Origin of the sequence: Allostreptomyces psammosilenae (genome assembly GCF_013407765.1) — a bacterium.
GTDB lineage: Bacteria > Actinomycetota > Actinomycetes > Streptomycetales > Streptomycetaceae > Allostreptomyces > Allostreptomyces psammosilenae.
In genome coordinates, this window is the sequence record NZ_JACBZD010000001.1 from 3029063 (window position 1) to 3053472 (window position 24410).

Annotated in this window: 23 protein-coding genes and 1 tRNA gene; 7 read left to right on the plus strand and 17 right to left on the minus strand. The window is 75.2% G+C overall.

All coding sequences use genetic code 11. The features are described from left to right. Window positions 1–163: 163 nt before the first annotated feature. Window positions 164–343, plus strand: coding sequence for a hypothetical protein (locus FHU37_RS12330; RefSeq protein WP_179814238.1), 180 nt, complete (start codon window positions 164–166; stop codon window positions 341–343). Between the two features lie 132 nt (window positions 344–475). Here FHU37_RS12330 and FHU37_RS12335 read toward each other — a convergent pair whose 3' ends face one another. The 7 genes from FHU37_RS12335 to FHU37_RS12365 all read right to left on the minus strand — a co-directional run bounded on the left by FHU37_RS12335 (window position 476) and on the right by FHU37_RS12365 (window position 5219). Further along, window positions 476–1360, minus strand: a complete 885-nt coding sequence (locus FHU37_RS12335; RefSeq protein WP_179814239.1) for an RNA polymerase sigma factor SigF — start codon at window positions 1358–1360, stop codon at window positions 476–478. A 144-nt stretch (window positions 1361–1504) separates the two neighbouring features. After that, on the minus strand, window positions 1505–2446 hold the full coding sequence (locus tag FHU37_RS12340) for an RNA polymerase sigma factor SigF (RefSeq protein ID WP_179814240.1): 942 nt from the start codon (window positions 2444–2446) through the stop codon (window positions 1505–1507). A 281-nt stretch (window positions 2447–2727) separates the two neighbouring features. After that, a complete protein-coding gene (locus FHU37_RS12345) occupies window positions 2728–2928 on the minus strand; it encodes a hypothetical protein (protein ID WP_179814241.1) in 201 nt (66 codons plus the stop codon). A gap of 195 nt (window positions 2929–3123) precedes the next feature. Then, window positions 3124–3210: transfer RNA gene (locus FHU37_RS12350), tRNA-Ser, on the minus strand. Between the two features lie 137 nt (window positions 3211–3347). After that, window positions 3348–3800: a tRNA adenosine(34) deaminase TadA gene (gene tadA, locus FHU37_RS12355; RefSeq protein ID WP_179816217.1), complete on the minus strand. Its 453-nt coding sequence runs from the start codon at window positions 3798–3800 to the stop codon at window positions 3348–3350. A gap of 245 nt (window positions 3801–4045) precedes the next feature. After that, on the minus strand, window positions 4046–4591 hold the full coding sequence (locus FHU37_RS12360; RefSeq protein ID WP_312892575.1) for a tRNA adenosine deaminase-associated protein: 546 nt from the start codon (window positions 4589–4591) through the stop codon (window positions 4046–4048). 169 nt (window positions 4592–4760) lie between these two features. After that, window positions 4761–5219 (minus strand): hypothetical protein, encoded by a 459-nt coding sequence (locus tag FHU37_RS12365; protein WP_218904760.1) that lies wholly within the window; start codon window positions 5217–5219, stop codon window positions 4761–4763. 145 nt (window positions 5220–5364) lie between these two features. Between FHU37_RS12365 and upp the strand changes: the two genes are divergently transcribed. Continuing rightward, complete coding sequence (gene upp, locus FHU37_RS12370) at window positions 5365–6000, plus strand: uracil phosphoribosyltransferase (protein WP_179814242.1); 636 nt, start codon at window positions 5365–5367, stop codon at window positions 5998–6000. A gap of 75 nt (window positions 6001–6075) precedes the next feature. Here upp and FHU37_RS28985 read toward each other — a convergent pair whose 3' ends face one another. Both FHU37_RS28985 and FHU37_RS12380 read right to left on the minus strand, forming a co-directional pair. Then, window positions 6076–6753, minus strand: coding sequence for a LytR C-terminal domain-containing protein (locus tag FHU37_RS28985; protein ID WP_179814243.1), 678 nt, complete (start codon window positions 6751–6753; stop codon window positions 6076–6078). Window positions 6754–6988: 235 nt separating this feature from the next. Next, window positions 6989–7285, minus strand: coding sequence for a type II toxin-antitoxin system VapB family antitoxin (locus FHU37_RS12380; RefSeq protein ID WP_179814244.1), 297 nt, complete (start codon window positions 7283–7285; stop codon window positions 6989–6991). 107 nt (window positions 7286–7392) lie between these two features. On the opposite strand from FHU37_RS12380, the gene FHU37_RS12385 reads away from it, so the two are divergent. After that, the gene (locus tag FHU37_RS12385; protein ID WP_312892576.1) at window positions 7393–7701 is read left to right on the plus strand and encodes a hypothetical protein; all 309 of its coding nucleotides are present in this window, start codon (window positions 7393–7395) and stop codon (window positions 7699–7701) included. Here the strand turns inward: FHU37_RS12385 and FHU37_RS12390 are convergent. The 3 genes from FHU37_RS12390 to FHU37_RS12400 all read right to left on the minus strand — a co-directional run bounded on the left by FHU37_RS12390 (window position 7679) and on the right by FHU37_RS12400 (window position 14027). Next, complete coding sequence (locus tag FHU37_RS12390; protein ID WP_179814245.1) at window positions 7679–8503, minus strand: glycosyltransferase family 2 protein; 825 nt, start codon at window positions 8501–8503, stop codon at window positions 7679–7681. The genes FHU37_RS12385 and FHU37_RS12390 overlap by 23 nt on opposite strands. Before the next feature lie 89 nt (window positions 8504–8592). Continuing rightward, window positions 8593–10170 carry a M28 family metallopeptidase gene (locus tag FHU37_RS12395; RefSeq protein WP_179814246.1) on the minus strand — a complete coding sequence of 526 codons (1578 nt, stop codon included), beginning with the start codon at window positions 10168–10170 and terminating at the stop codon, window positions 8593–8595. Window positions 10171–10502: 332 nt separating this feature from the next. After that, window positions 10503–14027, minus strand: coding sequence for an AfsR/SARP family transcriptional regulator (locus FHU37_RS12400; protein WP_179814247.1), 3525 nt, complete (start codon window positions 14025–14027; stop codon window positions 10503–10505). A gap of 154 nt (window positions 14028–14181) precedes the next feature. Between FHU37_RS12400 and FHU37_RS12405 the strand changes: the two genes are divergently transcribed. Beyond that, the gene (locus tag FHU37_RS12405) at window positions 14182–15093 is read left to right on the plus strand and encodes an NAD(P)-dependent oxidoreductase (RefSeq protein ID WP_179814248.1); all 912 of its coding nucleotides are present in this window, start codon (window positions 14182–14184) and stop codon (window positions 15091–15093) included. Window positions 15094–15473: 380 nt separating this feature from the next. On the opposite strand, the gene FHU37_RS12410 is transcribed toward FHU37_RS12405, so the two are convergent. From FHU37_RS12410 to FHU37_RS12420, 3 genes are all read right to left on the minus strand, one after another. Next, on the minus strand, window positions 15474–17828 hold the full coding sequence (locus tag FHU37_RS12410; RefSeq protein ID WP_179814249.1) for a rhamnogalacturonan lyase: 2355 nt from the start codon (window positions 17826–17828) through the stop codon (window positions 15474–15476). Window positions 17829–18174: 346 nt separating this feature from the next. Beyond that, on the minus strand, window positions 18175–18603 hold the full coding sequence (locus FHU37_RS12415) for a nitroreductase/quinone reductase family protein (protein ID WP_179814250.1): 429 nt from the start codon (window positions 18601–18603) through the stop codon (window positions 18175–18177). Further along, window positions 18600–19553 (minus strand): aldo/keto reductase, encoded by a 954-nt coding sequence (locus FHU37_RS12420; RefSeq protein WP_179814251.1) that lies wholly within the window; start codon window positions 19551–19553, stop codon window positions 18600–18602. The genes FHU37_RS12415 and FHU37_RS12420 overlap by 4 nt, the downstream gene beginning before the upstream one ends. 60 nt (window positions 19554–19613) lie before the next feature. On the opposite strand from FHU37_RS12420, the gene FHU37_RS12425 reads away from it, so the two are divergent. Both FHU37_RS12425 and FHU37_RS12430 read left to right on the plus strand, forming a co-directional pair. After that, a complete protein-coding gene (locus tag FHU37_RS12425) occupies window positions 19614–20006 on the plus strand; it encodes a MerR family transcriptional regulator (protein ID WP_179814252.1) in 393 nt (130 codons plus the stop codon). Window positions 20007–20153: 147 nt separating this feature from the next. Beyond that, entirely contained in the window at window positions 20154–20951 is a 798-nt protein-coding gene (locus FHU37_RS12430; protein WP_179814253.1) for a VOC family protein, read from the plus strand. A 32-nt stretch (window positions 20952–20983) separates the two neighbouring features. On the opposite strand, the gene FHU37_RS12435 is transcribed toward FHU37_RS12430, so the two are convergent. Further along, a complete protein-coding gene (locus tag FHU37_RS12435) occupies window positions 20984–21409 on the minus strand; it encodes a carboxymuconolactone decarboxylase family protein (protein WP_179816221.1) in 426 nt (141 codons plus the stop codon). Between the two features lie 233 nt (window positions 21410–21642). Between FHU37_RS12435 and pdxR the strand changes: the two genes are divergently transcribed. Then, complete coding sequence (gene pdxR, locus FHU37_RS12440; RefSeq protein WP_376774026.1) at window positions 21643–22968, plus strand: MocR-like pyridoxine biosynthesis transcription factor PdxR; 1326 nt, start codon at window positions 21643–21645, stop codon at window positions 22966–22968. Window positions 22969–23034: 66 nt separating this feature from the next. Here pdxR and FHU37_RS12445 read toward each other — a convergent pair whose 3' ends face one another. Continuing rightward, window positions 23035–24282 (minus strand): peptidoglycan DD-metalloendopeptidase family protein, encoded by a 1248-nt coding sequence (locus tag FHU37_RS12445; RefSeq protein ID WP_179814255.1) that lies wholly within the window; start codon window positions 24280–24282, stop codon window positions 23035–23037. Between the last annotated feature and the right edge of the window lie 128 nt (window positions 24283–24410).

Genomic DNA, 24410 nt, shown 5'->3' on the forward strand with positions numbered 1-24410 from the left:
CCATTCCGCTCCCGGACCGTGTCGCGGCGGTCCCGAGCCGGCTCCTCGGCGCGGGTCGGGGCGGCGGATTCCGTGTGCGTTCCGTGCCGATTCCGCGCGGGGCGCGGCGGTACCGGGCGGTGTGCGCTGCCGGGCGTGCCCGGTTCGGATAAGGTCCGTGCCCATGGCTGACAACAACACCGATCCTGCCGCCAGCACCCAGATGTTCCGGGCCTTCGTCGACAATCCGGTGGAGCCCCAGACCCGGCAGGCGTCCACCTCCTCGTCCAACACCGGGCTGATCGTCGGCGTGGTGATCGCCGTGGTGGTGGTCGTCGCCGCCGTGGCGTTCCTCGCCTTCTGAGCCGGCGCCGACGCACCCACGCCCCGCCCCCGCGAGCGCCCGAGCTCACCGCGAGCACACAGCGCGCGACCCGGCCGCCGCCGCCCGGACGGTCGGTCGGGTCGCGCCCGCGTGGCGGGACGGCGGGCCGACTCAGCCCTCCAGCACCAGGCCCTTGCGGAGCTGGGCGAGGGTGCGGGTGAGCAGGCGGGAGACGTGCATCTGCGAGATGCCCAGCTCCTCGCCGATCTGGGACTGCGTCATGTTGGCGAAGAAGCGCAGGGTGATGATGCGTTGCTCCCGGGCCGGGAGCTGGGCCAGCAGGGGCCGCAGGGACTCGCGGTACTCGATGCCCTCCAGCGAGGCGTCCTCGTACCCGAGGCGGTCGGCCAGCGAGCTCTCGCCCTCCTCCTCGGTGGGCGGGGAGTCCAGCGAGGAGGCGCTGTAGGCGTTGCCCACCGCCAGGCCCTCCACGACGTCCTCCTGGCTGACGCCGAGGTAGGTGGCCAGCTCGGCCACGGTGGGGGAGCGGTCGAGCCGCTGGGAGAGTTCGTCGCCGGCGCGGGTGAGCGACAGGCGCAGCTCCTGCAGGCGCCGCGGCACCCGCACGGACCAGCTGGTGTCCCGGAAGAACCGCTTGATCTCGCCCACGACGGTGGGCATGGCGAAGGTCGGGAACTCCACCCCGCGCTCCGCGTCGAACCGGTCGATCGCCTTGATCAGGCCGATGGTGCCGACCTGGACGATGTCCTCCATGGGCTCGTTGCGGCTGCGGAAGCGCGCGGCGGCGTAGCGGACCAGCGGCAGGTTCAGCTCGATGAGGGTGTCCCGCACGTAGGTGTGCTCCGGGCAGCCCGGTTCGAGGGCGGCCAGGCGCTGGAAGAGCGAGCGGGACAGCGTGCGGGTGTTGGTCGGCGCCGGTGCGGCCGCGGCGTCGGGCGCCGGGACGTCGTCGGGCACGTAGTCGGCGTCCGGCGACGCCGGCTGGTCGAGGTCGGCGGTGGGGAGAAGATCCGGGCTGCCCAGGCGAACAGACATGCCACCCCCTCATGGCTGCGAACGGGTACCTCCACTGACATACCGGCGGCGGGGCCCCGGCAAACCAAGCGGAAGCTGAATGTCATATGTTGGCAACGTTTTGTGACGAGTATGCGTTCCTGGGCCAGGAAGTGACACGGATCGTCACCGCTCCAGCTCCGCGAGGGTGACCCGGCGGAGCCGGTTGAGGCTGCGGGAGAGCAGCCGGGAGACGTGCATCTGGGAGATGCCGAGCTCGTTGCTGATCTGGGACTGGGTCATGTTGTGGAAGAACCGCAGCATCATGATGCGGCGCTCCCGTTCGGGCAGTTGCACCAGCAGGTGGCGCACCTGGTCGCGGTGTTCCACCTCGCCGAGTTCGGCGTCCTCGTAGGAGAGCCGGTCGGCGAGGGTGCGCCCGCCCTCCTCGTCGCCGCCGACGGTGCTGTCGAGGGAGACGGTGGTGTGCGCGCGGCCGGCCTCCAGGCACTCCACGACGTGTTCGCGCGGGATGCCGAGTCGCACGGCTATTTCCGCGATGGTGGGAGAACGGCCGAGCGCGCCGGTCAGTTCCTCGGTGGCGGCGCTGACCTGGAGCCACATCTCCTGCAGGCGCCGGGGCACGTGCATGCTCCAGACGCTGTCCCGGAAGTATCGCTTGATCTCCCCGATGATGGTGGGGACGGCGAAGGTGGGGAACTGCACGCCCCGCTCGGGATCGAACCGGTCGATGGCGTTGATCAGGCCGATGGTGCCGACCTGGACGATGTCCTCCATCGGCTCGGCCCGGTTGCGGAAGCGCGCGGCGGCGTAGCGGACCAGCGGCAGGTTCAGCTCGATCAGCCGGGTGCGCGCCTCGCGGTGCTCGGTGGAGTGCGGCGGGGACTGCGCCAGCCGCCGGAACAGCGCGGCCGTGGTCTCCCGGACCCGGCGGCGGTCCGCGTCCTCCACGCCCTCGGGGCCGGTGGACCCGGCGGGCGCCGGGGGCGCCGGCTCCGCGGGGGGCGCCGGCGTCCCGGCGGGGTCCTGCTGCCCGCCGGCGGGCTCGTCGGCCCGGTAGGGCCGCGGCTGGGGCACCCCGGATGTGGGTCGTGGCTGGTCGGACATGCTCGGGCAGCCCCTCATGATTGCTCGCCGGTGGACGGGCGGCCGGCCGCGTCACGGGCGCGGAAGCGGGCGGCCCGGCTGGGGCGTGTCGTCCTGGTGCCTGCGCGGTGCCCGGCGCGGTGGTCGATGCGCGCTTTTCAAACCGGTCATAGCGTCACAAAACCAGCACGGCGTGTGCAAGGACCAACACGGAGCGGAAAGGGGTGATGGCCACCGCGCCGGCGCCGCCACGGCCGCCGGAGAGCCCCTGGCGGCCCGTCGGCGGCCGGCCGGGCGGGCGGTCAGGCGAGGGGCGCCGCCATGGCGCGCACGGCCGCGGAGACGGCCTCGAAGGCCAGCCGCACGCCGTCCCCGGCCTCCGCGGGGGAGCGCACCACGGCCACCAGGGCCGCGACGGCCAGCAGGTAGGTGGCGAGCTGCCAGGCGCGCGGCCGGCGCTCCTCCTCGCGGTACCGCTCCCGGTACTCCCCGGCACCGGCCATGGTCCGCCCCCCTCGCCTCGTCGTCGCCGCCGTCTCCGGGGAACCTACCGGCCCGGCCACCGCGGCGGCACCCCCCGGCCCCGTCGCGGCGGGGCGGGGCGACGGGGCCGGGGCGACGTCGTGACGGGGCGGGGGCCGGGAAACGGCGAAGGGCCGACCCCTTCGGGGCCGGCCCTTCGCCGGTACTGCTGACAGCGGTAGCGGTGGGATTTGAACCCACGGAGGAGTTGCCCCCTCACACGCTTTCGAGGCGTGCTCCTTAGGCCGCTCGGACACGCTACCGTGGGGAATCGTAGCGGATCGGCGGCCCCACGCCGAAATCGCGTCCCGACCGCGCCCCGCGCCGCCGCCCCGCGCGGGCCGGAGGGGTGGGCCCCCACGGCGCGTCGCGAGGCTCGGGGACCGCCGGGAGCGCGGTGCTACGGCAGCGGCGGTGCGGTGCGGCGGTGCCCGCCGAAGAAGTCGGTGAGCAGCTCGGCGCACTCCTCCGCGAGCACGCCGTGCACCACCTCCGGCCGGTGGTTCAGCCGGCGGTCGCGGACCACGTCCCACAGCGAGCCGACGGCGCCGGCCTTCTCGTCGATCGCGCCGTAGACCACGCGATCCAGCCGGGACAGCACGATCGCCCCCGCGCACATGGTGCACGGCTCCAGGGTGACCACCAGGGTGCAGCCGGTCAGCCGCCACTCCCCGACGGCCCCGGCGGCCTCGCGGATCGCCAGCACCTCGGCGTGCGCCGTCGGGTCGCCGTCCGCCTCGCGGGCGTTGTGGCCGCGGCCGATCACCGCGCCGTCCGGCCCGAGCACCAGGCAGCCCACCGGCACGTCGCCGGTGGCCGGGGCGAGCTCCGCTTCGGCCAGCGCCTCACGCATCGCCCCGGCCCAGCGGTCCCGGACCGGATCACCCGCCGGGCGGGGCCGTCGTGCCACCGGGGCGGCGCCCGTCGTCGTCTGCCGCGCCACCGTGCCCACCGCTCCTGCTCTTCCTCGTGGGGCTGTCCCCCGACCGCCCTGCCCGCCCTGCCGCGGGAGGGGGAGGCCCACCGCCGCGCCCGGCGTCCCGGCCGTCAGGTCGGGAACGGGGACCCGGGTGCGGGTGAGCGGGCCCGGCGCGCCGGTCAGCGCACCGCTTCCAGGACATCCTCGCAGCCCAGGGCCTCGGCGATGGCGCCGAGGGCGTCCCCGGGCAGCGCCCCGTCGTTGCTGAGCTCCACCAGGTCCTCCTCGCTCATGCCGAGGTCGTCCAGCAGCCCGGCGTCGCCGAGCGGGCCGGCGGGCGGCTGCGAGGAGGCGACCGCCTCGTCGTCGATGTCCTCGTCGGTGTCGCTCTCCTCGGCCTCCAACTCGTCGAGGTCCGGCAGTTCGGCCACGGAGGCCGTCTCCCTGCCCAGCAGTTCGTCGGTCAGCAGGATCTCCCCGTAGGCGCTGCGGGCGGCCGCCGCGCCGTCGGAGAGGTAGATCCGCGGATCTTCCTCGCCGTCCACCCGCACCAGGGCGAACCAGCTGTCCTCCTGCTCCAGGAAGACGATGACCGTGTCCTCGTCCACGGAGGCCTCGCGGGCGAGGTCCGCCAGGTCGGCGAGGGTCTCGACACTGTCCAGATCGGGTTCTGTCGCGTCCCACCCGTCCTCGGTGCGCGCGAGCAGTGCGGCGAAGTACGCCACCGTTACTCTCCCAGGTGTCCGCAGTGCGCGGTCCGCGCGAGATGGCCCGGACCGGGGCCGGAGGAGTCCGCGCCCCATCGGCATCGTGACAGATGGTCGCACCGTTCGGGGAGACTTCCACGCCGCTACGGCAGTGATCAACTGAACACCGTTCTTCGGATGGTCCGACCTACAGACCGAACGGCCGTATCCGCATCGCCTGCCGCATCCGCATGGCCCGGGTGCGGCGCGGGCGCACCCGGGCGCGCAGTTCCCGGGCCTCGGCCAGCTCGCGGAGGAAGACGGCGCGTCGGCGCCGCCGCTCCTCGTCGGGGGTCGCCGCCGGAGTGTCGGCCGGGTCCTCGTCCGTCCCGGTGTCCCCGCGCGTCCCCTCCGCCGCCTCCGGACGCCGCGCCGCCTCCGCTCCCCGGGCGCGTGCCGTCCCCTGGGCGCGTGCCGGCCCTTCCCCGTGCGCCGGCCCTTCCGCGCGCCGTGCCGCGGCCCGGGTGCCCGAGCCGGTGCTCCTCGGCGGGTGGTCGCCCGGGGGGCGGGCGGAGCGCACCCGCTTGGCGGCGGACGCGTGGGGGTGGGAGGCCGTCGGGTGGTCCGCTCGCTCGCGCAGGTCGTCGCCGTCCGTCTGGTCTGCCATGGGATCGCTCCTGGGGGAACAGGGTGACCGTTCCCGAACCGGTCGTACGCTCACACTTTCCCCCGGGGCCGCCTTTGATGCCTGGCGGTGTCGCCCCGCGGCGGCCTGCGGACCGGCCGCGGGGCGCCTCGGTTAGTGTCTCGGTATGCGGATCCAGGTAGTCGACCACCCGTTGGTGGCGCACAAGCTCACGACGCTGCGCGACGAGCGCACCGACTCGCCCACCTTCCGGCGCCTCGCCGACGAGCTCGTCACGCTGCTGGCCTACGAGGCCACGCGTGAGGTGCGCACCGAGGAGGTGTCCATCACCACGCCGGTGGCGCCGACCAAGGGCGTGCGGCTGTCGCACCCGCGTCCGCTGGTGGTGCCGATCATCCGCGCCGGCCTGGGCATGCTCGACGGCATGGTGCGGCTGCTGCCGACGGCCGAGGTGGGCTTCCTCGGCATGGTCCGCGACGAGGACACGCTGGAGGTGTCCACCTACGCCACCCGGATGCCGGAGGACCTCTCCGGCCGCCAGGTCTACGTGCTGGACCCGATGCTGGCCACCGGCGGGACGCTGGTCGCGGCGATCCGGGTGCTGGTGGAGCGCGGCGTGGACGACGTCACCGTGATCTGCCTGCTGGCCGCGCCGGAGGGCGTCGCGCTGCTGGAGAACGAACTGGCCGACCTGCCGGTCCGGGTGGTCACCGCGTCGGTCGACGAGCGGCTCAACGAGCACGGCTTCATCATCCCGGGCCTGGGCGACGCCGGGGACCGGCTGTACGGCACCGCGGGCTGATCCGCCCCGGCGCGCCCGGGCGCGGGCAGCCGAACCGTTTGCTCGCCCACCCGTTCCGGTGCCGGTTCCGGTGGGTCAGCCGCAGCTCGCGGCGGCGGCCTCCGCCGAGCCGGGCGCCGCGGCGGCCGAGGGGGTCGGCGCGGGGCTGGGCGCCAGCGCCTCCAGCAGGGTCTCCCGGGCCGCCTCTGGCGTGGCCAGCTCGGTGAAGGCGTCGCCGATCACCAGGTCGACGACGGTGGCCTCCGCGCGCCGCTCGTCCGTCCGCACGGTGGAGTCGGCGACCTGGGCGGAGACCAGCAGCAGGGCCTGCTCCGCGGCCGGGCCGCCGATCACCCGCGCGCTCTCGCCCACCCGCTTGTCCAGCTCGGCGGGGGCGTTGGCCACCTCCCCGACGGTGAAGCCGCGCTCCCGCAGCACCTCGGCGGTGGCGGCGGCCAGGCCGGCGCGGGTGGTGGCGTTGAACACGTTGACGGTGATCCCCTCCGGCGTCGGTGTCGCCACCTCGGTGGCGGGGGCCGGGGAGGACGCGGCGACGGGCGAGGCGGAGGCGAGCGGGGCGCTCGGCGGGCAGTCGGCCGTTCCCGCCGTGCTGTCCGACGGGTCGGCGAACAGGCCGACCAGTTGCACGGCGCCGAGCGTCATCAGGGAGAGCGTCGCCACGGCCACGGAGGTGGCGACGAGGTGTCGGCGGCGGCGATCGGGCCGGTGCAGGCGGAGGGACGACTTGCCGGTGACCTGGTAACGTCCGCGCATTCCCGGAGGAGTGAGCATGCTCATGCCGACGGTCCCCTCTGCTCGTCCCGGCTCGGGGGCCGCAGCACGACCGACCGGGTCCGTGTGCCCGTGGTCACAGCTTAGTGGCTGAAAGTGCTTCCGGTTACCTGATGATCATCCGACCGGGTGGACGCGCGCGCACCGGCCCCGCCGGCCGGCGCGCACGCGGACCGCGCGGGGGCGGCGCGGGCGGGCCGGGCGGCCTGGCGGCCGGTCACTCCAGTTCGAGCACCCGGGCGTGCAGCACCTGCCGCTGCTGGAGCGCGGCGCGTACCGCGCGGTGCAGCCCGTCCTCCAGGTAGAGGTCGCCACGCCACTTGACCACGTGGGCGAAGAGGTCTCCGTAGAAGGTGGAGTCCTCGGCCAGCAGGGTCTCCAGATCGAGTTGCGCCTTGGTGGTGACCAACTGATCGAGACGGACCGGACGAGGGGCCACATCCGCCCACTGGCGGGTGCTCTCGCGGCCGTGTTCGGGGTACGGCCGTCCGTTTCCGATGCGCTTGAAGATCACGCTGGCAGCCTACCGGGAGTGACGCCCGGCCGTCAGCAGCCGTCCGGCCACCGTGACCGCCCCGCCAGGCACTCCCGGCCGGCCGCCGCGCGAGCTACCGTGACCCCATGGGCCCCACCGATGACACGCAGCCCGACGGCACGCAGCCCGACGACACCCGGCCCGACGGCACGCGGCCCGAAGCCCCGCGCCCCGACCCGGTCGCGCGGCGACTGGCCGCCACCACGCCACCGGCGGACGACCTGGAGTCGTACGTCGGACTGGAGGCGCCCGCCGCCCGCGAGCGCGCCCGGCAGCGCGGGTGGCGCACCGTCCGCGAGGTCCCCGAGGGCGGGGCGATGACCCTCGACTACCGTCCGGCCCGGCTCAACCTCACCCTCCGGGACGGCCGGGTCACCCGCTGCTGGAACGGCTGACCCCCTCGCCGCGCTGACGGCCGACGGACGGCCGGGCGGACGCCCCGGCCTCCCCGACCCGCCAGCCCGCCAGGCCGCGCAGCGCCCGCGCCCGCGCCTCCACCACCGCGGCGCGGGCCGCCCGCTCCTCCGCGTCCGCGTGCGCCGCCTGGCCGGTCGACTGCCCCGGCCACTTGCGGTAGAGCAGCCCGGTCTCGGCGACGAACCAGCCCCGGCCGACCTCGCCCAGCGCCATCAGCAGGCCGGTGTCCTCCGAGGCCGGCAGCGCCAGCCAGCCGCCGAGCGCCAGCAGGACCTCGCGCCGCACGCACAGCGTGGCGGGGTGCACCGGCGCCCGGAAGTCGTGGGCCCGCCAGTGCGCGAGCACCGCGCCGCGCTCGATCGGACCCTCGGGCGGATCCTGGTCGAAGCCCACGGTGGAGCCGTCGGGCAGCAGGTCCAGCGCCCGGCAGGTCGTCCACGTCACGTCCGGACGCGTCCGCAGCACGGCCAGGTCCCGGGCCAGCGCGCCCGGCGTGAGCACGTCGTCGGCGTCCAGCACCTTCACCAGCCGCCCGCGCACGCGGGCCAGCGCCAGCGTCCGGGCGACCGCCGCGCCACCCGCGCGCCCCTGCCGGAAGCTGATCCGCGGATCCGCCGGCAGCAGCCGGGCCACCTCCTCGCCCGGGCCGTCCGCCTGGACCACCCACTGCCAGTCCCAGCCCGGCGGCAGGACCTGGGCGGCCAGGGAGGCGTAGGCCTGCGGCAGGTACGGGGCCGCCGGGGCGTGCACCGCGGTGACGACGCTGATCAGCTCGGTCATGCCCCCCACCATGCCAGCACGGCGAGGTGCCCCCGGCCGCCGGCCGGGGGCACCTCGCCCGTCCCGGGATCACCCGGTCACGGCACCGCTCACTCGGTGGGGTGGTCGTGGCCGTCGTGCAGGCCGCCGCCGCTGCCCGCGTCGCCCTCGCTGGGCGTCGACGGCACCGGGTCGTCCAGCGTGGACAGGTCGTGGGCGTAGCGGCCGACGGCGTTGGCGATGACGTCGATGTTGACGTCGAACGCCCTCAGGTCGATGTTCTCCAGGGTGTCGCACTCCTGGTGGTAGCAGGGGTCGTAGGCCAGCCCGGCCTCGCCGCCGAACTTCTCCGCCTGCTCGGCCGTCATGATGCCCTCGGCCCCGGTGAAGGTGCCGCCGGCCGGGATGCCGATCTCGATGAACGGCCCGTAGTCCGAGCGGCCGGTGAAGTCGGTGCCCTCGTGCGCGATGCCCCGGGAGTCCAGGAAGGAGTTGATCTGGTGCTCGATCTGGGCGGAGCCCTCCGGTCCCGGGCCCGAGCCGACGCCGTCGGAGTCGTCACCGTCGTAGACGAAGTAGCCGGCGTTCGGCGAGGCGATCATGTCGAAGTTCAGGTACAGCCTGATCTGCTCCTGCTGCTCCGGCGTCAGGTCGGCGACGTACGCCTCCGAGCCGAGCAGGCCGTACTCCTCCGCGGACCACCAGGCGAACTTCACCTTGTTGGCCGGCGCGGCCCCGGAGCGGGCCAGCTCCAGGGCCACCTCCAGGATGCCGGCCGAGCCGGAGCCGTTGTCGTTGATGCCCGGGCCGGCCGCCACGGAGTCCAGGTGCGCGCCGAGGAAGACGGTGTTGTCGGCGTCGCCGCCCCGGGTCTCCGCGATCACGTTGTAGGTGGTGCGGTCCTCGCGGAACTCGCGGATGTCCAGGGTGACGACCACCTCGCCGGCCGCGGCCTCGGCCGCGAGCGCCTCGCCGTCGGCCTGGGTGATGCCGCCGGTGGGGATCCGGCCCGCCTCGGGGTCGCCGATGGTGCCGTTCAGCGGGCCGTCGGTGTTGTTGTAGATGATCGCCCCGACCGCCCCGGCGTCGGCGGCGTTGGCCTGCTTGACGGCGAAGGTGCAGCCGCCGCGCTGGATCAGCGCGATGGTGCCGGTGAACGCGCCCGCGGCGAAGTCACCCGGCTCGCAGCCGGTCGTCCCGTCCTCGGGCACCACGGCGACCGGTGCGGTGACCCCGCCCTCGGGCGAGTTGGCGGTGTACGTCATCAGGTTGATCGGCACGTCGCGGGGCGTCGGGGAGACCACCGTCAGCGACTGGGCCACCGTCTCGGTGTACACGAAGTCGAACTCGTGCCGGGTCACCCGGTAGCCGGCCGCGCGCATCAGCGACTCCACGTACCGGGCGGACAGGTCGTGCCCCTGCGAGCCGGCGACGCGCGTGCCGTCCGAACGGTCGGCTATCCGCTGGAACGCCTCCAGGTGCCGGTGGGCGTCCTCCCCGGACGACGCCCTGACCAGGCGTCTGGCCAGCGCCTCCGCCTGTGCCTGGGACCATGATCCGGAGGTGGTGGGGGAGTCCTGGGCCGGGGCGGCGGTGGCGGTGCCGGCCAGCAGCGGCGCGGTGACGGCGAGCGCGGCGAGCGCGGCGCCGAGCGCGGCGGTACGACGACGGTTGCGACGAGCGGGCATAGCTGTCCTTCCGTGTGACGGGACAAGGAACGGCCGTGCGGGTGCTGGTGCGACGTGCGTGGCGGGGCGCCACGGGGGGCCCGGCGAGGCGAACGGGGTGAACCTACGCCCCTGGTCTTTGTTATGAACAGAGTTTTGGCGGGGCGATCCCCGTGGTTCACCCACCCGTCACACAACGATGCTTTCCACGGGCCCGACGTCCACAATCCGTTGCCGGCCGATCACCTGACGTGCCGTCGAGGGTCGGTCGGGAGTGGTCCGCGGGTGGTGCAGGGGCGGTCCGGCACGCGTGCGCCGTCACCCCCGGAGAGGACAACGACGGGCAGGAACGCTCACCACCCGTCCGGCCCGACCACCGCCCCCGGCGCGTCCGGCACGGCGGCCGACACCACCCCCACGGCCCGCTCCGGCGTCAACTCCGCGCCGCGGGCCAGGTTCCCGGCGAAGTCGGCCTCCCCCAGCGCCGCCCGCGCCGCGGCGCCGATCCGGTCGACGTCCCCGCGCTCGGCCGCGGGCAGCGGCGCACCGACGGACTCCCGCGCCGCCGTGGCCGCCCCCAGCAGCACCGCCGCGCCCCCGTGACGCCCGGCAGCGACCTCGGCACCGGCCAGCCCCTCCAGCGCCAGGGCCAGCGCCCGCGGGTCACCCAGCCGCCGCGCCACGGCGAACCCCTCCAGGTGCAGCGCCCGGGCCGCCGCCGCGTCGCCACGCAGCTCCGCCAGGAAGCCCAGTTCGGCCAGCGCCAGCGTGGTGCCGGGGCCGTAGTCCACCTCGCGGAACCAGTCGAGCAGGTCGCGCATCCGCGCCGCGGCCTCGTCCAGCCGGCCCGCCCGGCGCGCCCCGAGCGCCAGGCCGATCTCCGCGTTCACCTCCCCGGGACGGAAGTTCTGCTCCCCGGCCAGCTTCCGGGCCCGCCGGTGGTACTCCTCGGCCCGCGCCGGGTCGCCGTCCAGCAGGGCCAGCCGCCCCAGACCCGACAGCCGCTTGGACGCCTCCGTCCACAGCCCGAGCCGCTCGGCGATGGCCAGCCCGTCCTGGTGCAGCCGGGTGGCCCGCCGGTAGTCGCCGGTGATCTCGGCCAGCGACGCCAACGGGAACACGGCCTGCAGGCGCCCCCAGTCGTCGCCGATCCGGGCGAACAGCCGCGCGCTCAGCTCCCCCTCCCGGCGGACCGCCGCGAGGTCCCCGTGGGCCAGCGCGTGCCTGGCCCGGATGCTCGCCGAGGCGGCCGTGCCCCAGTCGTCGCCCAGGGCCCGGAAGGCCGCCATGGCCTGGTCGACCAGGCGCTCCCCGGTCGCCACGTCCCCCGCCCCCATCTGCGCCGACCCGAGGATCCACAGCGCGGTGGCGCGACCCGGCGGGTCGTCGACGCCGTCGTACGCCGCCAGCGCCGCGCGGATCCGCTCCGCACCGCCAGCCTCGGCGTCCCCCCGCATCAGCGCGATGCCGGCCTGCCACGCCATGGCCAGGGCCTCCTCCTCCGCCGCGCGCTCCGCCTCGTCCTCCGCCGCGATCCGCGCCGCGTCCAGCGCCGCGCTCAGCGAGCGGTGTGCCTCGGCCAGTCGGCCGCGCAGCATCCAGTACCAGGCCAGCGCGTTCACCATGCGCAGCGCCCGCCGCGCCGCCCGCGGGCCGCAGGGCGCGCCGTGCGACCCGGTGTCCGCCTCCGCCTCCGACGCCCGCCGCACCGCGAAGTCCAACGCGCGGCGCAGGTTGGCGCCCTCGGCGTCCAGCCGCTCCAGCCACTCCCGCTGCCCCGGGCCGCGCAGCAGCCGGGCGGCCCGCTCCGCCAGCACCGCGTAGTGCCGGCTGTGGCGCTCCCGTACGGCCGTGAGCTCCCCGGCCTCCCGCAGCCGTTCGAGGCAGTAGTCCCGGACGGACTCCAGCAGCCGGTAGCGCGGCCCGCTCGCCCGGTCGGACAGCACCACCAGCGACCGGTCGACCAGGCGGGAGAGCAGGTCGAGCACCTCGGCGGGGCGCACCCCGTCGCCCGCGCAGGTCGCCTCGGCCGCCTCCGGCGCGCAGCCCTCGGCGTGCACCGCCAGCCGGCGCAGCACGACGCGCTCGGCGGGCGACAGCAGCCCCCAGCTCCAGTCGATGGTGGCGCGCAGCGTCCGCTGCCGGGCGGGCGCGTCGCGGAACCCGCCGGCCAGCAGGGCGAAGCGGTCGTCCAGCCGGGCCAGCAGCCCGTGCACCCCGAGCGTGCGCACCCGGGAGGCGGCCAGCTCCAGGGCGAGCGGGATGCCGTCCAGCCGCCGGCACAGCGCGGCGACGGCCTCGGCGCCCGCCGCGTCGAGGGTGAGGCCGGGCAGCGCCGCGCGGGCCAGGAACAGCCGGGCGGCGCTCGACCGCTCCAGGGCCGCCCGGTCGCCGGCGGCGGAGGCGTCGGGGAGGTCCAACGGCGGAACCGGCCACACCCGCTCGCCACTCAGCCCCAGCGGCTCCTGACTGGTGGCCAGCACGGTCAGCCCGGCGGCGCGCGGCAGCAGCGCCTCGGCCAGCTCGGCCACCGCCTCCACCAGGTGTTCGCAGTTGTCCAGGACGAGGAGCAGCCGGCGGTCGCGCAGCGCGGCGGTCAGCCGTTCCAGCGGTGGCACGGGCGGCCGGGCCGGCGTCGGCGGCCCGGCGCCGGGGGCGTCGGCGCCGACGTCCTCCCGGATGTCCAGCGCCGTCATCACCGCCTCGGCGACCGCGCCCACCGCCTCCGGCCGGCGCGTGGCCTCCAGCGGCGCCAGCTCGGTCAGCCAGACGCCCTCGGGGAACGCCTCGGCCGCAGCCCGGGCCACCTCCAGCGCCAGCCGGGTCTTGCCCACCCCGCCCGGACCGCTCAGCGTCACCAGGCGGGAGGCGCGCAGCAGCTCCCGCACCTCGGCCAGCGCCGTCTCCCGGCCGACCAGGCCGGCGACCGGCGCGGGCAGGTTGCCGCGGGGGCGCGGGCGCGCGGCCGGCGCCGGGGCCGCCGGGGCGGTTGGCTTGGGGACAGGTGGGGCCGGTGCGGTGATCGGGACCGGGGCCGCTGGGGCCGGTGAGGCTGTCAGGGCCGGTGGGGCCGGTGGGGCCGCCGGGGCGTCCAGGGCGGGATCCTGGCGGAGGATCGCCCGGTGCAGGGCCACGAGTTCGGCGCCCGGCTCCAGCCCGAGCTCGTCGGCGAGCAGCCGGCGCACCTCCTCGTAGCAGTCCAGCGCCTCGGTCTGCCGTCCGGCGCGGTAGAGCGCGCGCATCCGCACCGCGCGGAGCCGCTCGCGGAGCGGGTGCCGGGCCACCGCCGCCGCCAGCTCGCCGGCCACCGCCGCGTGCTCGCCCAGCTCCAGGCGGGCCGCCGCCTGCTCCTCCCAGGCGGCCAGCCGCTCCTCCTCCAGCCGGGTGACCGCCGCCCGGACGAACGGCTCGTCGGCGAAGTCCGCGAACGCCTCCCCGCGCCACATCCCCAGCGCCTCGGAGAGCAGCCCCGCCCGTGCGGCCGGGTCGGCGGCGGCCCGGGCGCGGGCCAGCAGGGCGGAGAACCGGCCGGCGTCCACCGCGTCGGCGGCGATCCGCAGCCGGTACCCGGCGGGCCCGGACTCCACCAGCCCCCGCCCGCCCCGTTCGCCACGCCCGGCTTCCCCCGTCCCGCCGGCACCCCCCGCGCGTTCCAACACCCGACGCAGCTGGGAGACCTTGCCCTGCAGGGCGTTGCCGGGGTGGTCGGGCAGGGCCGTCGCGCTCCAGAGGTCGTCCACCAGACGGTCCACGGAGACCGGTCGCCCCGGATCCACCAACAGCCGGGCGAGCAGCGCGCGGACCTTCGCGCCGGGGACGGGCACCGGCTCGCCGTCCGCCGTCCAGACCGCCAGCGGACCGAGCACCCCGAATCGCATGGCGCCCACCCTAACCAGGCGCCGGGGTTCGCTTCCGGCGCGCTGTCGACCGCCGCGGCGGCCGCCCGGCAGCAGGTCGACAGTCCTTCGACAGCCCCGGCGCGCACCGTGGTCCTCGCCAAGCGGCAGCACACACACCGGAGGGACCACCGCCATGAGCGCCACCAGCACCACCACCGACACCGCCGGCACCACGGGCAAGCCGGCCGTCGCCGTCATCGGCCTCGGCAACCTGGGGCAGGTCCTCGCCGAGAGGTTCCTCGGCCACGGGCACCCGACGACGGTGTGGAACCGCTCGCCCGCCAAGGCCGACGCCCTGGTGGCCCGGGGCGCGACCCGGGCCGGCACGGCCGCCGAGGCCGTGGCGGGCGCCGAACTGGTCGTCGTCGCCCTGCTGGACCACGACGCCGCGCGCGACGTCCTCGCCTCGGCGGGCGACGCGCTGGCGGGACGTTCCCTGCTCAACGTCACCACCGGCACCCCCGGGCCGACCCGCGAGCTGGCGGCGTGGGTCCGCGACTGGGGCGCGGAGTACCTGGACGGCGCCGTCTACGCGGTGCCGCAGACCATCGGGACGGCCGAGGCGTTCGTCCTCTACAGCGGTTCCCGGACCGCCTTCGAGACGCACCGGGCCGCGCTGGACCTCCTCGGCACCAGCACGTTCGTCGGCACGGAGCCGGAGCTGGCGTCCGTGTACGACATCGCGCTGCTCAGCGGCATGTACGGGATGTTCTCCGGGTTCTTCCAGGCCGTCGCGCTGGGCGACACGGCCGGCATCGGCGCCGGGCGGATCACCGAGCTGCTGGTGCCCTGGCTGAACGCGACCGCCGCCGCCCTGCCGGAGTTCGCCGCGAGCATCGACTCCGGGGACTACGCCACCGAGACGTCCAACATGGACATCAACGCGGTGGGGCTGGCCAACATCCTGCGCGCCACCGAGGCCCAGGGCGTGCCGACCGACCTGCTGACGCCGCTCCAGGCGCTGTTCGACCGGCAGATCGAGGAGGGCCACGGCGCCGCCAGCCTGGCCCGGACCATCGAGTCGCTGCGGAAGCCCAGGGCCTGACAGCGCGTTCGGCCGGCGTGGTTGGTGTGTTCACGCTCGGAGTTGTCCACAGGCCGGAAGTGGGGGGCTGCGGCGCGCCCGGCTTTCATGCAATCGTGAAAGCAAGGGGGTCCCCCTTCGGGCCCCCTACGGGCGTTGGCTGGAAGGGGAGGGCGCGGGAGCCGGCGAGGTGCCTTGGGAAAAGTGCGCTGGGGGAAGGCGCCGGCCCCGGTCGGGCGCCGGAGCGCCCGACCGGGGCCGGGATGGATGGGCCGCGCTGATGGCCGGCCGTCGAAGGGCCATGGATGGCTGCGCTGACGCCCGGCCGGTCCAACGGCCGAGGGGCGGGAGAGCCCCACCGGGCCCCCAGGGCCCGCCGGGCCCCAGGCCAGCCCTCCCGGTCAGTCCCGCGCCGTCCGGTAGTGCGGCACGGGCACCTGCGCCCAGTCCATGTCCGAGCCCAGGTAGAAGCTCGGGTACGAGGGCTGGTTGTAGGTCGTCTGCTGCCGGGCCACCTCGGCGCGGTACTGCGCGTCGTGCATCAGGGTGTACAGCTTGTGCTCGGTCAGCTCGGTGCTCAGGTACACCCGCACCGCCGTGCTGTCCGCGGTGCGCACCAGCAGTTCCTCGCGCCAGTCGCCGAGGACGTCCGCGACCAGCGAGGGGTTGCCCTTGGTGCCGTTGTTGGTCAGCGTGCCGTCCGCGGTGAGCAGCCGGCCGCGCCGCCAGTCGTCGATGGACGGCGTGGCGCCGCTGGCGCCGTTCACGATCTGCGTGGTCATGTCGCCGGCCCACCGGATGCTCATGTTGGTGCCGGGCGTGGTGGCGCCGAGCCGGCGGCCGTCGGCGGTCCACAGGCCCACGTTGGTGTTGGCCCAGGTCTCCAGGCCGGGCTGGGTCGGGTCGATGTCGCCCACCATGCCGCGCCCGGTGTCCACGCCGGTGTAGGTGCCGTAGAGCACCTCGCCGGTCGCGGCGTCGCGCAGCGCGCTGCCGTACGGCGCGGACGCCCCGCCCTCGTGCACGGTGAAGATCTCCATGCCGGGCCGCTGCGGGTCGATGTCGGTCACGTGCATCGCGTCGCCGTGGCCGAGCCGGGCGGGCGTGGCCGGGCCGCCGCTGCCCGCCGGCGCCTCGTCGAAGGAGCTGTACAGCAGGCTGCCGTCGTGGTCGATGGTGGCCGAGCCGTAGACGATCTCCTGCTTGCCGTCGGCGTCGACGTCGGCGGAGCTGAGGGAGTGGAAGCCCTGCGTGGTGAGCGTGCCGAACTCCGGGTCGGTGCCGTCGGTGCCGTGCGGGCCGGCGTTGAACGGGTTGGCCATCGGGGTCCAGCCGCTGTCCACGTACCAGTCCTCGCGCAGCCGCTCGCCGTCCCAGCGGTAGGCGACCAGCGTGGCGCGGGTGTAGTAGCCGCGGGCGAACACGGCGGAGGGGCGCCTGCCGTCCAGGTAGGCCACGGTGGCCAGGAAGCGGTCGACGCGGTTGCCCGGCTCGATGCGGGCCATCGCGTAGTCGCCCCACATCAGCCCGTCGTCGTGGCGCCCGGGCTTGTAGTGGATGGTCTCCAGCTCCCGGCCGCTGGCGCCGTCGAACACGGTGAGGTACTCGGGCCCGTCCAGGATGAAGCCCTCGAAGGCCCGCAGGTTGTTGCGGGCGCTGCGGCTCGGGGCGTAGACGTCCATGAAGTGGTCGGCGAGGTCCTCGGCGGCCGCGTGGGTCAGCGGGTACGCGTGGCGCTGCTCGATGCCGAACGCGGCCTCCAGCGTGGCGGGCCAGTTCCCGGCGACGACCTCCGGGTGCTCGTGCCAGCCCAGGAACATCCGGACGACGTGCTCGTAGTACTCCTCGCGGCTCAGCCGGTAGTCGTCCTGGTGGGAGTAGCCGGCCCGCTGGTCCGCCCGCGGCATGGTGATGTACCGCTCGGAGACGACGTCGCCGTCCTCGTCGTAGCGGGTGACCTTGGTGCCGGGGGCCGTCTTGAGCATCGTCTCCGAGCGGCCGTCGCCGTCGAAGTCGTAGACCAGGAACTGCGTGTAGTGCGCGCCGGCGCGGACGTTCACGCCCAGGTCGATGCGGTTCAGCAGGGTGCCGTCGAACCGGTAGGTGTCGATGTAGACGTTGCCGGTGTAGCCGATCTGGGAGACGTCCTTGGAGTTGGACGGGTCCCACTTGACGACGTACTCGTAGGCGCCGTCGCCGTCCACGTCGCCGACGCTCATGTCGTTGACCGAGTAGGTGTACTTCTCCCCCGCCGGGGTGACGCCGTCCGCCGGCTTGCGCAGCGGCAGCTCGTGGTAGCCGTCCGCCCAGGGCGTCACGGTGTCGCTGCGGTCGGTCACCCGGCCGCGGACGACGGCGGCGACGCTGTACCGCGCGTCGGGCGAGCCGGCGGTGTCCAGGTAGTTCGTGGAGTCGGTGACGGTGGCGATCCGCCTGCCGTCGCGGTAGACGTGGAAGTCCGCCCCGGTCACGCCCTGTTCGCCCTGGCCGGTGACCTCCGAGCCGAGCAGCCGCCAGCTGAGGAAGGTGCCCTGGTCGGTGGCGACGGCGACCAGGCCGCGGTCGAGGTCCTCCAGCTGGACGGCGCGCCCGTTGCCGTTGCCGTTGCCGTTGCCGGTGAGCACGCCGGCCTGCGCCGTGGTGCCGCCGGTGACCAGCAGACCGGCCAGCAGCGGCGGCAGCAGCAGCGCCTTCGACCATCGCGGCGGCCCGGCGCGGTGGGCCGAGCGTCGCCCGTGGGGCCCGTGGGGTGTCATGACGGTGTCCTTGTCCCCTCGATCCACCCCGCCGTGCCGTCGGTGATTCGATTCAATGGCGCGCCGTAACGGCGTGGGCATGGCAAGTCAGCACTCCACGCGCCTCGCGTCCAGGGGAGTGGCTCTCGGTTCGTTGATTCGTTTCAACTTTCGGCGCGACAGTATGAGCGCCGGAAATGACCGTCAAGACGTCGCGCGGCATCCGTATGTGGCCACCTTTCGCGCACGACCGACCCGCCCGCTCCCCGGAGAACGCCCCGGAACGACCCGGGAACGACCCGGGAACAACCCAGGAGTCACCCGGGAACGGGGCCGCCCCGGGGAGCGAGCGGGCGGGAGGACGGGATCAGGCCTCCGCGCGGTCCGCCCGGCCGAGCGCGACCAGCGGAACCCGGCGGCCGGCCCGTTCCCGGAAGCCGGCGAACTTGGGCTCGATCTCGATCTGGCGCCGCCACAGCTCCTCGTACTCCGCCTCGTCGACGATCTCCGCGAACCGGGCCGGGAAGGTCTCCGCCCCGACCTCCACCACCACGTCCTCCGGATGGGCGAGGAGGTTGTGGTACCAGGCGGGGGCCACCGGGGCGCCGCCGTTGAGCGCGAAGACCACCAGGCGGTCGCCGTCCGGCAGGTACACCAGCGGCGTGGTGCGGGTCAGGCCGGTGCGGGCGCCCCGGGTGGTGAGCAGCAGCAGCCGGGTGCCGGTGAAGTCCCCGCCGACGACCCCGCCGCCCGCCCGGAACTCGGCGATCACCCGCAGGTTGTAGGGGTTGCTCACGAGGACACCGCCGCGATCCGGGCGAACTGCTCCTCGGTCAGGGCCAGGCGTGCCGCCGCGACGTTCTCCACCAGGTGCGCCGCCGAGGTGGTGCCGGGGATCGGCAGCATGGTGGGGGAGCGGCGCAGCAGCCAGGCGAGCGCCGTCTGGGCCGGGGTGGCCCCGAGTTCGCGGGCCACGGCCGCGAGCGGACCGTCCGGCGCGGCGTGGGCGCCCATGGCGATCGGGAAGAACGGGAGGAAGGCGATGCCCCGCTCGGCCGTGTGGTCCACCACCTCCTCGTGGTCACGGGTGGCCAGGTTGTACAGGTTCTGCACGCTGGCGATCGGGGCGATCCGGGACGCCTCGCGGATCTGCTCCACGGTGACCTCCGACAGCCCGATGTGCCGCACCTTCCCCTCCTCCTGGAGCTGCCGCAGCGCCCCGATCTGGTCCTCCAGCGGATAGGCGGGATCGATCCGGTGCAGGTGGAGGAGGTCGATGCGGTCGACCCGCAGCCTGCGCAGGCTCAGCTCCGCCTGCTGGCGCAGGTACGCGGGGTGGCCGAGCGGCACCCACTCGGTGGGGCCGGAGCGCACCACGCCCACCTTGGTGGCGACGACGACGCCGTCCCGGTACGGGCTCAGCGCCTCGGCGACCAGTTCCTCGTTGGCGCCGAGCGCGTAGGCGTCGGCCGTGTCGATCAGGTCCACGCCCGCCTCGACCGCCCGACGCAGCAGCGCCACCGCCGCCGCGCGGTCGGCCGGAGCCGTCCAGACCGGCGCCTGCGCCCCGGTGGGGGCGCCGGGGCCGTCGGCCAGCCGCATCGCCCCGAACCCGATGCGCCGCACCGGGAGGTCCCCGCCGATCAGGAGGCGGTCGCCGGTGGCCGTGTCCGGAGTGGCCGCCGCGTCGGTGGTGCCCGTCGTCGTGTTCGCCGTCGTGTGCGTGTTCACCGCTGTGTTCGTCATGCGTGGGACGCTATGAGCTCACACCGATGTGAGATTCAAGCGGCTATGAGGGGGATCACAGTGAAGATCGGAGAGCTGTCCCGCGCGACCGGTGTGAGCGTCCGGCTGCTGCGCTACTACGAGGAGCAGGAGCTGCTGTCCTCCCACCGCACCCCGGGCGGGCACCGCACCTACGCCGCCGACGCCCCGCAGGTCGTCCACCGGATCCGGGTCCTCCTCGACGCCGGGCTGCCCACCCGGGTGATCCGCGAGGTGCTGCCGTGCGTGCACGGGGACGGCGTGCGGGTGGACGCCTGCATGGCCGACCACCTGCGCGACCAGCTGCGCGGCATCGACCAGCGCATCGCCGAGCTCCGGGACACCCGCAGCTCCCTCGCGGCCATCCTGGCCACCACCGAGCGCCTCACCGAACGTCCCGCCACCGAACGCGCCGGCCTCACCCCCACGGCCTGACCGCCTCCGCGCCTGCCCGCCTCCGCCCAGCTCCCACCCAGCCTCCGCCCCGCTCCGCCCCGCCCCCGCCCGGCTCACCGCGCGGGAGACGGCGGGTGTGGCTAGCGTGGCGGGCAGCAGGACCGCCGAGCAGGAGGGAGCCGGGTCATGGTGGTGCGAGCCGAGGGCACGCCGTGCTGGGCCGATGCCATGTTCACCGACGTCGAGGGGGCGAAGAGCTTCTACGGCGCCGTGCTGGGCTGGACCTTCGGCGAGAGCGCGACGGAGTACGGCGACTACACGGAGGCGTACGCGGACGGCGGGGCCGTGGCGGCCGTCGTCCCGCCGATGCCGGGCCAGGAGGGCCACTCCGCCTGGTGCCTGTACCTGGCCTGCGCGGACGTCTCCGCCGCCGCGGAACGCATCCGCGCGCACGGCGGCGAGCTGCTGATGGAGCCGATGCGGGTCGGCGACTTCGGCTCGATGCTGCTCGCCCGGGAACCCAGCGGTGTCGTCTTCGGCCTCTGGCAGGCCGGCACCCACGAGGGCTTCGAGAAGGTCGGCGAGCCCGGCTCCTACTGCTGGGCCGAGGTGTACACCCGCGACCCGGAGCGGGCGGACGCCTTCTTCACCTCCGTCTTCGGCTACGACGCCAAGCGGATGCAGGACGACGCCATCGACTTCAAGGTCTACACCCTCGGACCGGACACCGCCCTGGGCCGGATGGGGATGACCGACGAGTTCCCCCCGGAGGTCCCGCCGCACATCCTGGTGTACTTCGCCGTGCCGGACTGCGACGCGGCGGTGGCCAAGGCCACCGAGCGCGGCGGGACGCTCCGCTTCGGCCCGATGGACAGCCCCTTCGGCCGCTTCGCCACACTCACCGACGCGCAGGGCGCCGCCTTCGCCGTGATCGACACCACGACCACCAAGGGCGAGGTGCCGACCATCGGCGACGCGGGCTGATCACGTGGCGGCCCCCGGCCGGGGCCGCCACGTCACCGCGTTCCGGGGGTCTTGCGGGTGGTGACGTTCATCCGGTTCCAGGCGTTGACGGTGAAGACCAGCGCGATCAGCTGCGCCAGCTCCGGTTCGGCGAAGTGCCGCGCCGCCTCCTGGTAGACGTCGTCCGGCACGCCCTCCGGCAGCCGGGTGACGGCCTCGGTCAGGGCGAGGGCGGCCCGCTCCCTGGCGGTGTAGAGGCTGGACTCCTCCCAGGCGCTCAGCTGGTAGATCCGGTCCTCGGTCTCGCCCGCCGTGCGGGCGTCGCCGGTGTGGTAGTCGATGCAGTAGGCGCACCGGTTGATCTGCGAGGCGCGGATCTGCACGAGCTCGACCAGGACCGGGTCCAGGCCCTCGCGGGCGGCGGAGTCCAGGGCGAGCACGGCCCGGAAGACCTTGGGGGCGACGGTGGCGAAGTCCATGCGCTGGGGGATCTCGACTGCTGTCATGCCAGGAACCGTAGCCCCGGATTAGCCCGCTGCTATGGTGCATTCCCATGTCGGATCGTTGGGGCAATTCCCGGTCGGACGGCGACGTGGAGCACGACGCCGAGCCGGCCGCCGCCGCCCTCTCCGCTCCCGCCGCCCCCGGCGCCTTCCTCGGAACCGACCTCCACCTGGAGCTGGGCGGCCCGGGCGGCCCGCGCGAGCAGCTGATGCGCGCCCTGCGCGAGGCCATCGGCTCCGGTCGGCTGGCGCCCGGCACCCGGCTGCCGCCGTACCGCAGCCTCGCCAGGGACCTCGGCGTCGCCCTGAACACCGTCGGCGCCGCCTACGGCGAACTGGTCGCCGAGGGCTGGCTGACCGCCCGCCAGGGATCGGGCACCCGGGTGGCGCGCCGCGGCACCCCGCTCCCCCGGGACCGCGCGCGGCGCTCCGCGCCCGTGCCGCGGCGTCCCGCCCACGACCTGATGCCCACCTCCCCGGACGCCTCCGCGTTCCCCCGGGCCGCCTGGCAGGCCTCGGCACGCCGGGCGATGGCCGCAGCCCCGGCCGACGCCTTCGGCGTGGGCGATCCGCGCGGCCGGCTCGAACTGCGCACCGAGCTCACCGAGTACTTGGCGCGGGCCCGGGGCGTGGGCACCGCGCCGCACCGGATCGTCATCTGCGCCGGGGTGGCCCACGCGCTGTCCCTGCTGGGGCAGGTGCTGGGCGGCGCCATCGCCGTCGAGTCCTACGGGCTGGACTTCCACCGCTCGCTGCTGACCGCCGCCGGGCGGCCGCTGGTGCCGCTGCCGGTCGACGCGCACGGCGCCGACGTCGGCGAACTGCCCGGCACGGGCGCCGAAGCCGTGCTCCTCACCCCCGCCCACCAGTTCCCCACCGGCGGCCCGCTGCACCCCGGGCGCCGCGCGGCCGTCGTCGACTGGGCCCGCACCACCGGCGGCCTCGTCCTGGAGGACGACTACGACGGGGAGTTCCGCTACGACCGCGAACCCGTCGGCGCCGTACAGGGCCTCGACCCGGACCGCGTCGTCTACCTCGGTTCGCTCAGCAAGAGCCTCTCCCCGGCACTGCGCCTGGGCTGGATGGCCGTGCCGGACCACCTCGTCGACGACCTGGTCGCCGCCAAGGGCACGCGTGAGCTGTGGTCCAGCTCCCTGGAGCAGCTCACCCTGGCCGACTTCATCGCCAGCGGCGCCTACGACCGCCACCTGCGCCGGATGCGGCAGACCTACCGGCGCCGCCGCGACCAGCTCCTCGCCACCCTCGCCGCGCAGGCTCCGCACATCACCGTCCGCGGCATCGCCGCCGGCCTGCACGCCGTCCTCGACCTCCCGCCCGGGACCGAGCAGCAGGCCCTCCGCGCCGCCGGGCGCCTCGGCGTCGCCCTGGCCGGCCTCGCCCCCTACCGCCACCCCGACAGCCCGATGCCCGCCCGCGACGGACTCGTCATCGGCTACGGCACCCCGCCCGAGCACGCCTTCGCCGCCGCCCTCGACGCCCTCTGCCTCGCCCTCCCACCCGCGCCGGCGACGTGACCGCCGCCGACGCGGGTGCCTGCCCTCGGGGAGGACCGGGCGGGGCGACGCGCCGCGCCCGGTCCGTCAGCACCAGCCGTTGACCGGCCCGTTGACCCCGGTCCACAGGTAGGCGTCGCTCACCCAGGTGCCGTCGGTCAGCCGGTTCCACAGGCTGGTCGTGCCGTACCGGCCGGTGTGCGCGGTGCCGTTCGCGGAGCAGGCGACGCTCACGGTGGCGCCGTCCGCCGCGCTGCCGGCGACCGGGTAGCCGGTGCCCGGTCCGGTGCGCCGGTTGACGGACGTCCCGCCGCCTGTGTCGACGACCCCCTGGGTGAGGCCGAGGGCGCCGTAGTTGTACAGGGCGCCACCGGCGTAGACCCGCCGGCTGCCGTGCAGCGCCGACCCCTGGTAGGCGGCGGCGCCGTTCTCGATGACCCACTTGCCGAGGTTGTGCCCGGCGAGACCGACGTAGGAGCCGTTCTGCATCAGGCCGAAGTGCACGTGGCGTCCGTACGCGGCGCCGCCGCAGGTGACGTCGGTGCCGGTGTAGCCGAGGAAGGCGCCGGCGCCGACCCAGGTGCCGTTGGCGCTGATGTTGCTCCACAGGTGGTAGTAGTCGGTCGTGTAGCCGCGGTCGTGGACCACGCGGACCCAGCCCCGGCACATCGTGTAGGCGGTGCCCTGCCGGGCCGCGCGCACCACCTCGTCGCCGCCCGCGAAGTCCAGCGAACTCCACGGGGCGGCGCTGCCGGACCAGCCGTGCGGGCCGCTGGTCATCACCGTGTCCGCGCCCACCGTGGTCGGCAGGGCCATGCCGGTGCGCATGTCGCCGTTCGCGTACGCGCCGACCTCCCCGCTGCCGTCCTGCTGGGCGCCGGCCTGCTGGGCGCCGCCCTGCTGGGCGCCGCCCTGCTGGGCGAAGAGCGGGCGTTCCCGGTCGCCCACCAGCGGGGAACGCCCGGAGATCTCGGCGAAGCCCTCCTCGCCCTCCAGGGCGACCCGCCACTCGCCGCGCGTCCGCTCGGCGAGGAACAGCCAGCCGTGCGGCATCCGGTCCGAGCCCGGTTCGGTGGCCAGCACGGCCGTGCCGAAGGCCCAGTCGCCGGCCGAACGGGTGACGGCGACCCGTGGGGTGTCGCCGGCGGCGGCCGTGCCGACGGCCGCCCCGCCGCGTTCCAGCAGGCGTTCGGTGACCGCGTCGGTGAGCGTGGGGGCCGGCCGCTCGTCGGCGGCGACGCCGCCCGGAGCGCCCAGCGACAACGCTCCCACCAGCGTCAGCAGTGCCGCCGCCGCGCCGATCCGGCGCAGCCGTGGGCCTGTGCGTCCGAGCATGACGAATCTCCGCCCTGGAGTGCCGGGTGTGCCGCACGGGGCGGCGCGGACCCGTGCGATTGACAGATCATCATCAAGGTACGTGGTGGTGACGGTGCGTCAAGAGCGCCTCGCGCGGGGGCACGGTC